General features: G+C 51.3%; 10 protein-coding genes. All 10 read right to left on the bottom strand.

What is annotated here, in order from left to right:
- Positions 1-48: 48 nt before the first annotated feature.
- Positions 49-4,662: an FkbM family methyltransferase gene (locus FHY06_RS10740; RefSeq protein WP_184604867.1), complete on the bottom strand. Its 4,614-nt coding sequence runs from the start codon at positions 4,660-4,662 to the stop codon at positions 49-51.
- A complete protein-coding gene (locus tag FHY06_RS10745) occupies positions 4,659-6,047 on the bottom strand; it encodes a hypothetical protein (protein WP_184604869.1) in 1,389 nt (462 codons plus the stop codon). Before FHY06_RS10745 ends, FHY06_RS10740 begins: the two co-directional genes overlap by 4 nt.
- Positions 6,048-6,161: 114 nt before the next feature.
- Entirely contained in the window at positions 6,162-7,328 is a 1,167-nt protein-coding gene (locus FHY06_RS10750) for a nucleotide sugar dehydrogenase (protein WP_184604872.1), read from the bottom strand.
- A 26-nt stretch (positions 7,329-7,354) separates the two neighbouring features.
- Positions 7,355-9,409, bottom strand: a complete 2,055-nt coding sequence (locus FHY06_RS10755; protein ID WP_184604874.1) for a hypothetical protein — start codon at positions 9,407-9,409, stop codon at positions 7,355-7,357.
- Positions 9,410-9,416: 7 nt separating this feature from the next.
- Complete coding sequence (locus FHY06_RS10760) at positions 9,417-10,019, bottom strand: hypothetical protein (protein WP_184604876.1); 603 nt, start codon at positions 10,017-10,019, stop codon at positions 9,417-9,419.
- On the bottom strand, positions 10,016-10,402 hold the full coding sequence (locus FHY06_RS10765) for a GtrA family protein (protein ID WP_184604878.1): 387 nt from the start codon (positions 10,400-10,402) through the stop codon (positions 10,016-10,018). Before FHY06_RS10765 ends, FHY06_RS10760 begins: the two co-directional genes overlap by 4 nt.
- Positions 10,399-11,364 carry a glycosyltransferase gene (locus FHY06_RS10770; RefSeq protein WP_184604880.1) on the bottom strand — a complete coding sequence of 322 codons (966 nt, stop codon included), beginning with the start codon at positions 11,362-11,364 and terminating at the stop codon, positions 10,399-10,401. Before FHY06_RS10770 ends, FHY06_RS10765 begins: the two co-directional genes overlap by 4 nt.
- Positions 11,361-12,287, bottom strand: a complete 927-nt coding sequence (locus FHY06_RS10775; RefSeq protein ID WP_184604883.1) for a UDP-glucuronic acid decarboxylase family protein — start codon at positions 12,285-12,287, stop codon at positions 11,361-11,363. The genes FHY06_RS10770 and FHY06_RS10775 overlap by 4 nt, the downstream gene beginning before the upstream one ends.
- A 148-nt stretch (positions 12,288-12,435) precedes the next feature.
- Positions 12,436-12,984 (bottom strand): dTDP-4-dehydrorhamnose 3,5-epimerase, encoded by a 549-nt coding sequence (rfbC, locus tag FHY06_RS10780; protein WP_184604885.1) that lies wholly within the window; start codon positions 12,982-12,984, stop codon positions 12,436-12,438.
- Entirely contained in the window at positions 12,981-13,877 is an 897-nt protein-coding gene (gene rfbA / locus FHY06_RS10785; protein ID WP_184604888.1) for a glucose-1-phosphate thymidylyltransferase RfbA, read from the bottom strand. The genes rfbC and rfbA overlap by 4 nt, the downstream gene beginning before the upstream one ends.
- Positions 13,878-13,879 lie beyond the last annotated feature (2 nt).

A 13,879-nucleotide genomic window follows, 5' to 3' on the forward strand; every position in this document is an offset into this window, starting at 1 on the left:
GGCGAGGCCGCCGCACTGGAAAGCAGGCATCCACTGCAACGGCCTCGATCAAGCCCTGAAGAACTCCAGCCTCTCCAGGTCGACTACCGTGCCTGCATCCGAATAGGCACGCAATTCGAATCGGGTGATGTCGTGATCCACGGTGAATGTGCCTTCGCGATCGTTGCCCGACAGCATGAACTCTGCAATTTGAGTTTCGTGTTCCTCCAGAAGCATCAGACGGAGATCGCCTTCCAGCGCACCATGCAACTGGACACGCCAAACTCCCCTCTGCAGGAACCAGTCTGGCCCAAAGAACAGGATTCCAGCTTCCCTGGCGGCGTAGCGCGTCCCCGCTTGCCCCATTATTTCGCCTTCGCCGAAAAGACTACCGGGGAAAATCGAGAAACTCGTTCGCGCAAGCCGGTCGACATCGCCGGCGGGCGCGGCAAGCACATCGCCAATCCAAGAGCTATAACCTTCCCCGCTCAATGGTACGAGCACCGCATGGGGACCCACGCCGTAGAGGGAAAGGCCCCGGTCCCGGAAGAACTTGCCAATGTTCTCCGTATCGATCGTCCCTGACTCCAGCTTTTCGAAAAGCACCTTGACCCGGGGTGATCTCGCGAAGATATCGACCATCCCTCGCAACACTGGCAACTCATGGCCTTCCACGTCGATCTTGATCAGATCGACCGTTAGGCTCTTGTCGATAAGGTCATCTACACGATGCGCCGGAACTCGCAGCGTCTTGCCCTGCTCGTTTGCATTTCGCGCCGTTGAGCCTTTTCCGAGATGGTCGTCGGGATAGAAGAGATCCAGCATGCCCTCTTCATCGGAAACCGCACACTGAAGCACACGAACCACTGCTTCGAGACCGTTGAGCTGGACACTGCGCTCGATCAGATTGGTAAGCTTCGGATGCGGCTCGAAGGAGAACACTTGGCCGCCGCGTTTCAGACGATTGCCGATCGCAATGGAGAAATACCCGACGTTGGCCCCCACGTCGAGAAAAACAGTTGTGGGCGTCAAGAAACTGTAAAGCACGCTCAAATTCTCGGGCTCCCAGACGCCGCCATTCACGATGGGGGACGGGCAGCCCAGATCGCCCGTGTTTACAAAAATCGGCGACTCGTCTCTCAGGTAGGTCAGCACTACGCCTTCTCCGGCGTAGCTTGCCAGCCGCCTTTTGACGAACTCGGTATCCCGTGCGAGCCGGTCAACCGTGGCTCTTCGCGCTTCCTGGGCGATCAACTGGCCTTCGACTTGCCGAGACAGCAACGAAACAGAGCGAGTCAGAGCAAGAATTTGCCAGCGGGCGGCATCATCCGTGCTGGCAACAGCTCCCAATCGCGTCGCCCCGACCGCGAGGTTGTCACGAGAATCATCCGCCGGCGGACGACTCTTGAGCTGTCCCGAGTGAAGATCTTCTCTAAGCGCTTGGACATCGCTACGAATATCGGCAGATGCTTCCACCATCAACTGGCGCAACTTTCTCGCCATGATCCGGGTGACAGGCTTCGCAAGCTGATAGGCCCTGCGAGCACCGCGCCGCAGGATCCCCTTCAAGCGGGGCTTCCAACCTGCCACAGTCGCGACTGGCATTGAGGTCGCAGCCTCCATTGGCTGAGAAAGCTCCTCAGCTCCTTGAACAGCTTCATCAATTTTCCCTTGCCCGATAAATGCGGCAAGAGTCCGCGGTGCGGTTGGCCGCGGAAGCGCCTCAATGAAACGGCTGAGTAGCGCAAACTCGTCGAATTGAGATCTGAAAGTCTCTCCCGTGGTGACGATCGCACGATCGATATCTTCCCGCTCCAGCAGCACGATCCTCGATGTCAGGTCGGAAGTCTTGAAGCGCCATGCCTCAACGATCGCTTCGCTGTTGTCTGGAATGGAAGTGGGTGATGCGGGAATCAGCCAACCCGTCCTGCCCTCGAGCACGATCTCGTTATGAGGCGTTGCATCCAAGGAAAGAATCGGCGTGCTGTGGCAGATCGATTCATAGAACCCCAGCCCCAGTCCTTCGTGCGAGGAGACTTGAATGCTCGCATCATGCTCCTCGTACAACTGATGGATTTCGGTGCGCGACAGGCTCTTGTCAACAATATGAATTCCCTTGGGAATTTCATGTGGATAGTACGACCCCAACGGATCCATCGAGGTAACAGTTAACTCGATATCGTCCCGAATTTTCAACGCCTGTGAAAACGCCTCGATCACCTGTGGTGTGTTTTTGCGGGTTTGAGGATTGTGTCCAGCTACATGAAGATAGCGGATCTTCCCCCGCTTTATCAGGCGCCGTCGCTTTTCATCGATTCTTTGTTTGCTCAGCGACGTCCCGAAACCATATCCCAAGAACGCGCCATTAGTAATGCCAGCAGAATTGAGAGCATTTTGCGCCAAACGAGTGCAATAGAGCGTCGAAGTCAAGCGATTGTGATTCGGAATTTCATCCCGGATGACAATCTCTATCATTGGTATGGTGCAGATCTCCAGTGCCTTGATTTCCAATGCAAAAAGTCTGTCCCAGTTAGGCTGCCAACAAACTTCCGGCACGATGAGCGTGTGAATCTTGTTGATTAGAATAAATTGCGTCAGCTCATGAACAGTTACTGCTTCCCTGTGATTCAAGGAGTAATGAACCGAGTCGGCGTTTGCCGGCACATCCCAATCTTCCGGATTTGCCTGCCTGAGGAGCGCCCGACCTATCGCGGCATACGGCTGTGCTGAAAATATATGGACCTTGTAACCGATCTTCCTCAATACCTTTGCGTGGGTATGCGAGAGATTTCCAATGCCCTGATCACCCCAAACAGTGAATATGCCGATATTTCGGGTCGATGAGTTATCGATCAGATCCATCGCCGCCCGAACAAACCGCCCAGAATTTCCGCCGAAGTTCTGTATCAAGCGATCACGTTGTCTTCTTCCAATTTCTCGAAGGCGTTCAACATCAAAATAAAGCTCTCCGACTTTTTCAACCCATTCCGAAGAATCTTCCGACAAAAATACACCGGTCTCTCCCAGCATTTGCCGAAGGAAACCATTTGCGGTAGAAATTACCGGAATGCCATTCATCGCGGCCTCAAACGCAACCCGACAGAAAGTCTCGTCCACAAGTGTGGGAACGAGCACCATCCGCGCCGAGCGGTAGAAATCACGGACATTACCGTAAGATTTCAATTCCGACTGGGGGTGCCGAGCCATTTCCTCAGACAGGCTGGCGTTGAACTCCGGACTATCGGGTTCACTTTGGATTCCCATGAAGGGAATCTTGTCTCCAAGACTTTTTACGCAATCCAGGAAAATTCTCCCACCCTTTAGCACGCACGTATTCACCTGCAACACAAAGGTACCGTCACCTTGTCGATCGACCGCATATTGGGCGCTGTCGGAGATCGGATGGATGACGTTGAGAGGCTCAGTGCCGGCAAGCTTCTGATAAACCTCCAGCATGAACTCTGAGGCTACATATCGATAGATCAGGGGTGAACCCCGAGCTAAAGATTTACTGAGGCGATGCTGATCTATATTTTCTAGGATATGGCTGTTTTTAGTGCCACCCAGTTCAATCAGCCCATCCCAAAAATGGTATCCAATCATTGCCGTGAGGCGATTTTCCTTTGCGATCTTTATGCTCAGATCCGCCGTTCCGCCATGAGCATGAATAATCTCAGGGCGAAATTTCTCTACCGCCATAAGAATTGCATCTTCAATGCATTCACCGGATTTTCGAATATCTATATAGTATGGCGTAGTGACGAAATAATCTTTCTTGTACCACCCAATACCAGGCTCCACAAAACTCATCCATATGCATTTGACCGCAAACTCATTGAGAACTCGGCAAGTCTGATGGACAAAGCTTTCACCACCACCCATGGGATACCCCAAGTGTGTAGGTATTAGGCAGACGGGAACTACATTCTTCAAACGTTCGATCGCCGCGATGAACTCGTCGGGTCCATATCTTTCATGAAGTTCGAAAAGATATTCCTGCGAGGCCCATGCCAGCCGCAAGATCGTTTTGAATGCATCTTCGGCAAATGCAACCCGAACAACCGTACTTTGGCTCGGCTCAGGGAAACTCTCAAATTCAAAAGAATTGCTCTTGATTCTAAATTTGAGTTTTGCAAGCAGGTCGTGGATAGCTTGGGCATTGACAGGTGACTGGCCAGAAACCAGAGAGCGGCCTTCGTAGACCTTCAGCGCGTGAAACGCCTTTCTCTCCGGGCAATGCATTTCGGTGTAGGGCAGAACGACGTCACGAATTACTTCGAGTCGTTGCCGCACGATATCATCCTCCAAAATCCATCGATGCATTTTTTCTGACTCGCCTTGGAGGCCAAAATCGACAGCGGTTTGCAATAGCGATTTATTCTCAAATGGGATCTGAAGATTACTAACGAGAGAAAATGCTGCCTCAAGCTGATCATGATCACTCAAATAGCGGATTGCACGCTCCGCAAAATTCAAGTTTTCTTGAAATACACACAACAATTCAGGATCTGATGCGGTCAAACGACCAGCGATTTCTGATGCAATCAACGCATCGTTCTCAAGATTCTCAGACCCTTGATTTAGCACGCGTTCCAGCCGAGCAATCAGTTCATCCTCTGGCCTGATCGTTCCTACAGTCTTAACGCTAATAAGCTCCATTTTCAACCTCTTTTTAACGATCAAGAAATCGACTGCAGAACGACCTTGTCCATGTCGATCGTGAAGATACGCTGAATATTAAACAAAAAAATCGTAGCAATCAGAAAACCAAATAGCAAAGCAATATACGTCGCCGGCTTTGGTTTCTCCTGCAATCGAAATCCCCCAACTGCGATCAGTACCGCTGCCAGTGACGTTGCAATCACGCTCCAGTAAACATAGCGAAAATCGGCAGTGGGTCCCGCAGGAAGATACCCAAAAATATAAAAAATAGATGAAATCAGCAGCATGTGTGCTGCACCAGTGGAACGGCTTCTCTTGATTGCTGAACTCAATATCAAAAGAGAAAAACTAAACCACAGCCACCAATACGGCTTAAATAAAAAAGGGAAAACTTCGGCAGTGCTCTTTACATAACGCTCCAAAGAAACAGTTAGGGCATTTTTATTTTGAGCCAGCTTCATCTCATTTGGATCAATACCTTCTTGCCAAATATAAAAAGACGGTGAATCACTCGATCTCATGAAATACGCAAAAGCCGCGAGCTTAAAACGAAGATACTCCAGTGGATGATTCATAATTGCTTCTTTCCACTCGCTAGCCAGCGTTACCCGGAAAGGACTGTGATCACGATAGCTCTGCTTTTTTGACAAACAAAAATCCCTGGCTATCAGTTTGGTCTGTCCAACTTCCTGAGTCGCGCAATCACGAATATCCTCAATAGGAATTTCCGGAACCAAGCTTCTTTTCTCAATCAACGAAAGATAGGAAAGATCATCCAACATCATGTAGTTAGAGGGATGCATCTTCTTGGCGTGGAGAATGTTGTAATTGAGAAAATTTCCAAGAACAAGCATTGCGCCTAACGCCACAACAGCTATTACCAGTACCCAGACCTTCCTAAACGCAGGGCGCCATTGATAAACAGCATATATAACCAATGGGAATGCGGCAAAAATCGCGTTATGCCTTACATTGATTGCGTAAAACAGCAAGAGCAATGCAATCATGAACCTCCCCAATTTCATTGGAGAACTTGCAATCACGGAAAAGAGCAGCAAAGCAAATGCCAGTCCCACATCCTTCCACAATACCCCCGAAAAATTTACCACCCATGGAAAAAGTCCGATAAGAAGAATTGCCATTGCAAGCTTTTTATCTCTGTATCGGAGGAACCAGAGGTAGAGAGCCGTCCATAGCGTGAGAAGATGAAGATAAAGCAACCCTTGCGGGCCGGGAAATATCAAATTTAAAATCGACCAGACCCATGCCATTACTGGTGGGTGCCAGTCAATATATGAGAGCGATTGGGAGCTCGCATACTGGGTAAGCGAGTCTGAGGACATGAAGCCAGGAAAGAAGGCAATGCATGATGCGGCGAAACCCAGAACGGAGAAGCTGAACGCCATGAGGCGGTACTTCGGCCAACTCGAACTGCCGACAGTAGCGGATTGATTTAAATTCATTTAATTGTCAGTCAGCAACTTATTCGATCTGCACAAGCTTGTTTTTTTAGTATCTGCTCAGTTTTCACCAAAAAGATCTCGCGTATAAATCTTTTCAGCCACATCTGACAGTGCCTCTGACATACGATTGCTGATGATTACGTCTGATTTAGCCTTGAATTCGTTCAGGTCAGTGACAACGCGAGAGTTAAAAAACTCGGCTTCATGTAGATTGGGTTCGTAGATGATGACCTCGACACCTTTGGCCTTGATGCGCTTCATGACGCCCTGAATAGATGATGTACGGAAGTTATCGGATCCACTTTTCATGATCAACCGATAAACTCCTACCACTTTCGGCCGGCGGCGAAGAACCTCTTCAGCGATAAAATCCTTTCGGGTGGTATTGGAATCGACAATAGCCCGAATTAAGTTTTGTGGAACATCGCGGTAGTTAGCAAGTAGTTGCTTGGTATCCTTTGGCAGACAATAACCTCCATAACCGAACGACGGATTGTTGTAGTGCGATCCAATTCGAGGATCGAGCCCCACTCCCTCGATGATTTGCCGGCTATCCAAACCATGTGTAGCCGCGTAGGTATCGAGTTCATTGAAATAGGAAACTCGCATTGCCAGATAGGTATTTGCAAACAGCTTGATTGCCTCAGCTTCCGTGGAGTTTGCAAAAAGAACTGGCGCATCTTTCTTGAGGGCACCTTCGCGCAAAAGATTTGCGAAAACTTCAGCACGCGCTGAACGTTCGCCGATCACGACCCGCGACGGATAAAGATTGTCATGAAGTGCGTGGCCTTCGCGTAAAAACTCCGGAGAGAAAATCAAATTTTCGGTCTGAAGCTTTTTACTGAGTTTTTGAGTATATCCAACCGGTATTGTCGATTTGATCACCATGATTGCACACGGGTTGATGCGCATGACATCGCGAACGACGGTTTCAATCGATTCCGTGTTGAAGTAGTTCGTCAGCGGATCGTAGTCGGTCGGCGTGGCAATAATGACGTATGCTGCATCGGCATACGCGTCATTTGGATCCAAGGTAGCCCGGAAGTTGAGGTTTCCGCTTTTCAAATAGTGCGTCAATTCGGCGTCGTCAATAGGTGATTCTTTGCGGTTGAGCATTTCCACCTTCTCGCGGATAACATCCAGCGCAACGACCTCATGATGCTGCGACAGCAATACACCATTCGAGAGACCAACATAGCCCGTGCCAGCAACAGCAATCTTCATTTATATTTCCTCATAAATCACGCGTCCTAATTCCAGGAAAACCTAGCTACCGGCACCCCAACATCATGCGCCCAGAACTCCCTCTCCTGAACAAGAGTGAGCTCTAGGACATCCTTCGAAAATTCTTCTCGAGACTCGACAGGTATTTGCATTGATAGCTCGCCCAGCGGAGGAATATCCGCGGGCAAATCTTTTCTCGTTTCGAAACCGGAAGCAGGTTTACCTTGTCGATCCAGAAATCTCCATGAAAGCCGAAGCGGTCGGCCAATGGAGGAATGCGCAGAAAAGTTCGTCTGTCCGTCGTTCATTATTCGAACGGCGACATAAGTTATATTTTCTTTTTCGAATTTTCTATCTATTTGATAGCGAAGGCTTCTGATTTCTTCTTTCGTGTAGATTCTTGTAGCAGACGTGACACGAGGTGGCGTGGACATCCAATTCTTTTTGCAATCTAAAAATCCTACAGGCACCATTCGCGACATCAAATTCTGGTACAACCTAGTATTTCCCGGATCGCGCTTGAAGATCAGATATGAAATCACTCGCTTGGGCAGTTCCGAACAATCATGTCCATATTCAACTGCAAAGCCTGGAGGTAGACCGCCTGAATATCCGTTCAGCGTTTTCACCCGGCGCTGGAGGGCCACCCACATTGCGTCCAACTCATCGACAAAAAAAATGCCGGTTTGCTGTGCCATGAAAAGGATCGAATCTTTTTGCAAGGGCTGCTGAATACGCGCTTCCGCCTGCACTAGGCGCATTCGCCACTCCGACTTGGGAGTCGTTTCCATTTTCGTGGACGAGAACTCGAACACGAGAAGTGGCAACAATAGGATGAAGAGTGCATATCTTCCATTTTTCGAAAAATTAAATTTATCGATTGAAATAGCCGAGAGATACGCAATTGGAAAAAGCAGCGCTAAGTCGATTCGACTCATCGCACGGATTGCCGATGCACCGGGTAAAAAATAGAAAAAGTACCATAGGCTATGCCCATCGACATAGATGGTCAATGCGATTACAACAACGATAGTACCCGCCAGCAACGGGAAAAAAATTTTATCTCCATAGCCAGTCTGCATGCCAAAAGCGAACCCTATTGCAGCCAATAACAGCGGCATTACGCCAAGGAACATTTGATGCTCATGCCGCATGGGAATATTCGAGCCCATGTCTTTGCTCAAATTCGACCACAGCACTGAAGCATCAGCTAGAAAATAGCTCTGCGGACGAGGCAACATGGCCTCAATTTCCTCCCAAGTGCGTTTTACGCCGTATAGACGGGAAACTCGCAGATATGGGAAAAAAAGCAAAATCAATAAAACAACAAGAAAGAAAAGAAAAATCAGAAATACAATTTTTTCCACTCCTTCTTGCCTCTTCCACCCTTCAAAAAAATCAGTCCCGACCCTGGCAACGTCCTTTCGCGATGCACCGATTGCAAATAGAATATAGATCACAGATTGTGCTGCAAGCATCAATGCCGTGAAGAATCCGATGTAAATCCCGCAATAAAACTGCCATGTCATCCATGCGCAGGCCACCAAAAAGAAGCGCCACTCTTTTTGAGACAAGAAGTTGGCAAAGTAGGCCACTGCAAGAGGCAAGCCAAATCGGTAATGAAGTTGAGCATGCCCAGCGTGCGCTGTAACAGGTAGTGCGAACGTGAAAATCAATGAGCCAAGCGTTGCTCCGATATCATTAGCACCCAGTCGCTTCAAGGCATATCTGGCAGCAATGAAATTTGCCAAGTATGCAAACAGGAACCACATCTGGAAAGCGGTATCTGGGTCACCGCCGCCCCACCGAGCTAGGGCGTAAATCGGGGCAGCGCCAAATAGGTTATCCGAAAACCCTATTACATAGGGAAATGGAAAAAAGAACGGCAGGTGCCAGAGCGAATTGAATCCTTCAGAAAAAGAAAGATAGAAGTGTTCCAGGAAATAGTTATTCAGCCTTGCGTCGCCTAAATTACCCGGCATCATCGCGAGATAGTCAAGCTGCAACAACGGGCCGAATAAAAAAGCCGCTCCAAAAAAAACGAAAGGCAGCCCTACCGCTGCCATCGATTTCGGTCGCATCACCTACCTAGCGACGCTGACAGGTGTAGTCCACATTGGCCACGCTATTCCTGAATGGGTCTGTCAAGGTATCGCTGTACTTCCCCATTAGCAGCCGCTGCTTCGGCAGCCAGTGCGTTCTGAAGAATCTCCCGAAGCTGGCAATCATCTGCCCCTTCTCGGTCAGCGTCACACAGCCATCATTGATGGCAATGGTTCCCGACTGCAGCTGCTCCGTCAGGCGCACATCGACCAGATGATGTTCCTTGACATATTCCTGCGTGAAGACTTGCTCGAAGCTATCCTGCTTGATGCCGCCCCCCCGTTGTTGGAGTTTTTCGAGAATATAGAACGATAGAGAACGATCGATCACTGTCGGCACGGAAATGGCGAACGAGTATCCAAATAGAAGCCATATAACCACAAGCTGCAGCTTCTCGAATCCTCCAAATACTCGGAAATAGGGAAGGAATTGGAGGATTACGCCTGTCATAAAAGCGGCAACCACTCCGTCACCGATGGCGGCATAAAAGACCACGTTAACTTTGAAAAAATTAACATGGAAATAATAGATCCCAAGCAGGACTACCGTAAAAACCATCGATGCAATAAGCGCACGAGTCAACTTCATTTCTTAAACACCAAATACTTATTTCCCCAGAAGCTCAACGTAATCTGAAGGGCGGTAGCTAGAAGAAATCCAATCCGAAAATCACCGGAGTAGATATCGGACCATACGAAAAGAACCGCACCGTGGAGAAGTGCGATCACGCCGTACAAACCGCTGAACTTCAAGGCTTCGTAGACAACCGAATGACCGGTGCGAGAAAAAACAAAATAGCGGCTTCCTAGGAAGGACGTGGCGATGCCGAACAAAGCCGCAACCATATTGGCCGCGCCCGCGGAGGAAAAATGTAGAACCTTCAGGTTGAAGGTCAGGACGCCATAATGAACAGCCGTTGCTGCAAGACCATTGATTCCATAGCGAACAACTTGGAGCACTTCGCGCTTCATGTGGCCAGCTGAGGCTGGGATGTCTCGATCGCCTCCTCGACGAAGTCGTGATATGCGATGAACGTCGTAACTGTCCCTCCACGTACCACTCCGGTGAGCATCAGCGTCATCAACGTCAATGTGCCGGTCTGAAGAAAAACAAGCACCAGAATGCCAAGGGCGACAGAGAACCAGCCAGGCGTCGAAAAACCCAATAGTTTGAGAACGACTGCAACAAAGGCGGCAGCTACGGACAAGCTAGCGATCATCGCGCACAGGATGCCGACACGCACCAGCACATCTTCGGCAAATACCATCAGGCCTTTGAAGCCGTGCAGCACCAGTCCAACGAAGTTCATTTTCGACTGCCCCGCGTAGCGGGGACCCCGGTTCAGCGAGCATCGCCCTGTTCGCAGCTTCGACGCGAGAACCGCGCCTGCCACGTGGATCGACAACTCCTGCATTACCACTAGTCGCTTGACTGCGTGTGGCTTGAGAGCCATGAAGTTTCCGAAGCTGATGGCACGGCCGGTCATCAGGCTGAAGAAACGCTTGTAGATGGCATAGAAGGCCTTAAATCGCAACGTCTCGACGCGGCTTTTGCGATGCGCCACTACTACGTCCACGTCTTCCGACTCGAGGCTCTTCAGCAACTCAGGAATCGTTGAGGGCAAATCCTCTCCGTCCGAATCCATTACAACCACGCGTTGACCCTGCTGGACGTGCTCGGCAACGTAGCCCAAGCCGATCGCGATGGCGCGCTGGTGCCCCACGTTTCGGCGCAGCTTCAAGATCACGCCATCGACGGGGGCCCGTTCAAGATTGCCGATCTGCATCGGCTGCTTTACGGAGCCATCATCCACGGCGACAACGAAGACGTCGCTCCCAAATTGCATTGCGAGTTCGGAAAACAGCCGGTTGCTGGCCTCAGTGTCTTCGTAGACAGGAGTGACGATGATGAGGGTGCGCTCGCCGATGCTCATAGAGCCAAAAATCCCCGGAAGTACGCGACGGTCCGATCAAGGCCTTCCTGGAGCTTCACCTTCGGTTCCCAGTTCAATTTCTCGCGCGCCAAGCCGATATCAGGCTGACGCTGCTTCGGATCGTCTTGCGGAAGAGGTTTGAAGATGAGCTTGGACTTTCCACCGACCGTCTGGAGCACCGCTTCCGCAAGCTCCCTGATGGTGAACTCGATCGGGTTGCCGATATTGAAGGGGCCAGTGATCTCGCTCGAAGTACCCATCATGCGAACGAACCCTTCGATCAAGTCGTCGACATAGCAAAAACTGCGCGTCTGGGATCCATCACCATAGATAGTGATGTCTTCGCCGCGCAGTGCTTGCACGATAAAGTTGCTGACTACTCGCCCGTCGTTCGGATGCATGCGAGGGCCATAGGTGTTGAAGATCCGGACGACCTTGATCTCCAGTTGGTGCTGCCTGTGGTAGTCAAAGAACAGGGTTTCCGCGCAACGCTTGCCCTCGTCGTAGCAGGACCTGATTCCGATGGGGTTCACATGGCCCCAGTAATCCTCGCGTTGGGGATGTACTTCAGGATCTCCGTAGACCTCGCTGGTCGAAGCTTGAAGGATCTTGGCACCCGTACGCTTCGCCAAGCCCAGCATGTTGATTGCCCCATGAACGCTGGTCTTGGTAGTCTGTACCGGATCGCGCTGATAGTGGATGGGCGAAGCTGGACAGGCCAAGTTGTAGATCTCGTCAACCTCGACATACAGGGGAAAGGTCACGTCGTGGCGCATCAGCTCGAAATGCGGGTTGCCCATGAGATGGACGACGTTGTCCCGGGTACCGCTGTAGAAGTTCTCCACGCACAGCACATCGCACCCGTCATTGAGCAACCGCTCGCAGAGATGGGACCCTAAAAAGCCGGCGCCTCCGGTCACCATTACTCTTTTTCTGTTTGAAATGCGCACGAGGCCCCCGATCTGAAATTGAAAACTTAAAGGCGAAATTTTAGTCTGCGCGTTACGACACCCGCAGCGTCATTCACAGCGCCAGCACTCGGACAAGCTTCGAAATTTGGCGGAAACGGCTTCACGAATACACTTGCGCCTCGACGAGTTCCGCCCCTATCTCATCTTTTGGCGAGAGCGTCGGCACGGCACCGATCTCCGGCCAAGCGATGCCGATAGACGCGTCATCCCAACGGATGCAACGTTCGTGTGCCTGTGCATAGTAGTCTGTGGTCTTGTAGAGGAAGTCGGCAGTTTCGCTCAGCACCAGAAAACCATGTGCGAAACCTGCAGGCACCCATAACTGCTTGTGATTGGCACCAGTCAGTTCGACACCGACCCATTGACCGAATGTCTTAGACGATCGGCGGATGTCCACAGCAACGTCGAAGACAGCGCCGCTGACCACGCGCACGAGCTTGCCCTGAGCCTGCTCGATCTGATAATGGAGTCCGCGCAGAACGCCCTTGGTCGAGCGCGAATGGTTGTCCTGCACAAATTCGACGTGCTGGCCAACAGCCTCGTCGAACGCGTTCTGGTTGAAGCTTTCAAAAAAGAAACCGCGCGCATCACCGAACACCCTGGGCTCGATCACGAGCACTTCAGGAATTGCAGTCGGCGTTGCCTTCATGACCGCACCTCGTCGCTCAGCAAACGCTTCAGGTATTTGCCGTAGCCACTCTTCTCCAGCGGCGCGGCGAGCCTCTCGAGCTGAGCGTTGTCGATGAACCCATTGCGCCAAGCAATTTCTTCCGGGCACGCAATCTTCAATCCCTGCCGATGCTCCAGTGTCGCGATGAACTGCCCGGCTTCCAGCAGGCTGTCGTGCGTGCCCGTGTCCAGCCACGCATAGCCGCGTTGCATGATCTGCACGTTCAGCTGATCGAGATCCAGATACGCCTGATTCACCGCGGTGATCTCCAACTCGCCACGCGCGCTCGGCTCCACCGCCTTCGCGATGTCCACCACTTGGTTGTCATAGAAGTAGAGGCCGGTCACCGCATAGCTGCTCTTTGGCTTGAGCGGCTTCTCTTCGATGCTGCTGGCCTTGCCCTTGCCGTCGAACGCGACCACACCATAGCGCTCGGGGTCGTGCACGTGATATGCGAACACGGTGGCCCCGGAAGTCTTCGCGTCCGCATCGGCCAGCAGGTTCACGAAGTCGTGCCCGTAATAGATGTTGTCGCCCAGCACCAGCGCGCTCGGCGAATTGCCGACGAACTTGTCGCCGATGATGAAGGCCTGCGCGAGACCATCCGGACTGGGCTGCACCGCATACTGCAGGTTGATGCCCCACTGGCTGCCGTCCCCAAGCAACTGCTGGAAGCGAGGCGTGTCCTGCGGCGTGCTGATGATCAGGATGTCGCGCATGCCACCCAGCATGAGCGTGCTGAGTGGGTAGTAGATCATCGGTTTGTCGTACACCGGCAGCAGCTGCTTGCTGATCGCCAGGGTCGCGGGATGCAGGCGCGTGCCCGAACCGCCGGCCAGGATGATGCCCTTGCGTTGCGTCGTCTTGGTCATGC

Source organism: Variovorax atrisoli (assembly GCF_014195185.1).
Classification (GTDB): Bacteria; Pseudomonadota; Gammaproteobacteria; order Burkholderiales; family Burkholderiaceae_C; genus Variovorax; species Variovorax atrisoli.

Bases quoted from the DNA above. Each gene is read 5' to 3' on its own strand.
- FHY06_RS10750 (WP_184604872.1), bottom strand. From the start codon at position 7,328: ATGAAGATTGCTGTTGCTGGCACGGGCTATGTTGGTCTCTCGAATGGT.
- FHY06_RS10775 (WP_184604883.1), bottom strand. From the start codon at position 12,287: ATGGTGACCGGAGGCGCCGGCTTTTTAGGGTCCCATCTCTGCGAGCGG.
- rfbC (WP_184604885.1), bottom strand. From the start codon at position 12,984: ATGAAGGCAACGCCGACTGCAATTCCTGAAGTGCTCGTGATCGAGCCC.
- FHY06_RS10755 (WP_184604874.1), bottom strand. From the start codon at position 9,409: ATGCGACCGAAATCGATGGCAGCGGTAGGGCTGCCTTTCGTTTTTTTT.
- FHY06_RS10770 (WP_184604880.1), bottom strand. From the start codon at position 11,364: ATGAGCATCGGCGAGCGCACCCTCATCATCGTCACTCCTGTCTACGAA.
- FHY06_RS10760 (WP_184604876.1), bottom strand. From the start codon at position 10,019: ATGAAGTTGACTCGTGCGCTTATTGCATCGATGGTTTTTACGGTAGTC.
- FHY06_RS10745 (WP_184604869.1), bottom strand. From the start codon at position 6,047: ATGGCGTTCAGCTTCTCCGTTCTGGGTTTCGCCGCATCATGCATTGCC.
- FHY06_RS10765 (WP_184604878.1), bottom strand. From the start codon at position 10,402: ATGAAGCGCGAAGTGCTCCAAGTTGTTCGCTATGGAATCAATGGTCTT.
- rfbA (WP_184604888.1), bottom strand. From the start codon at position 13,877: ATGACCAAGACGACGCAACGCAAGGGCATCATCCTGGCCGGCGGTTCG.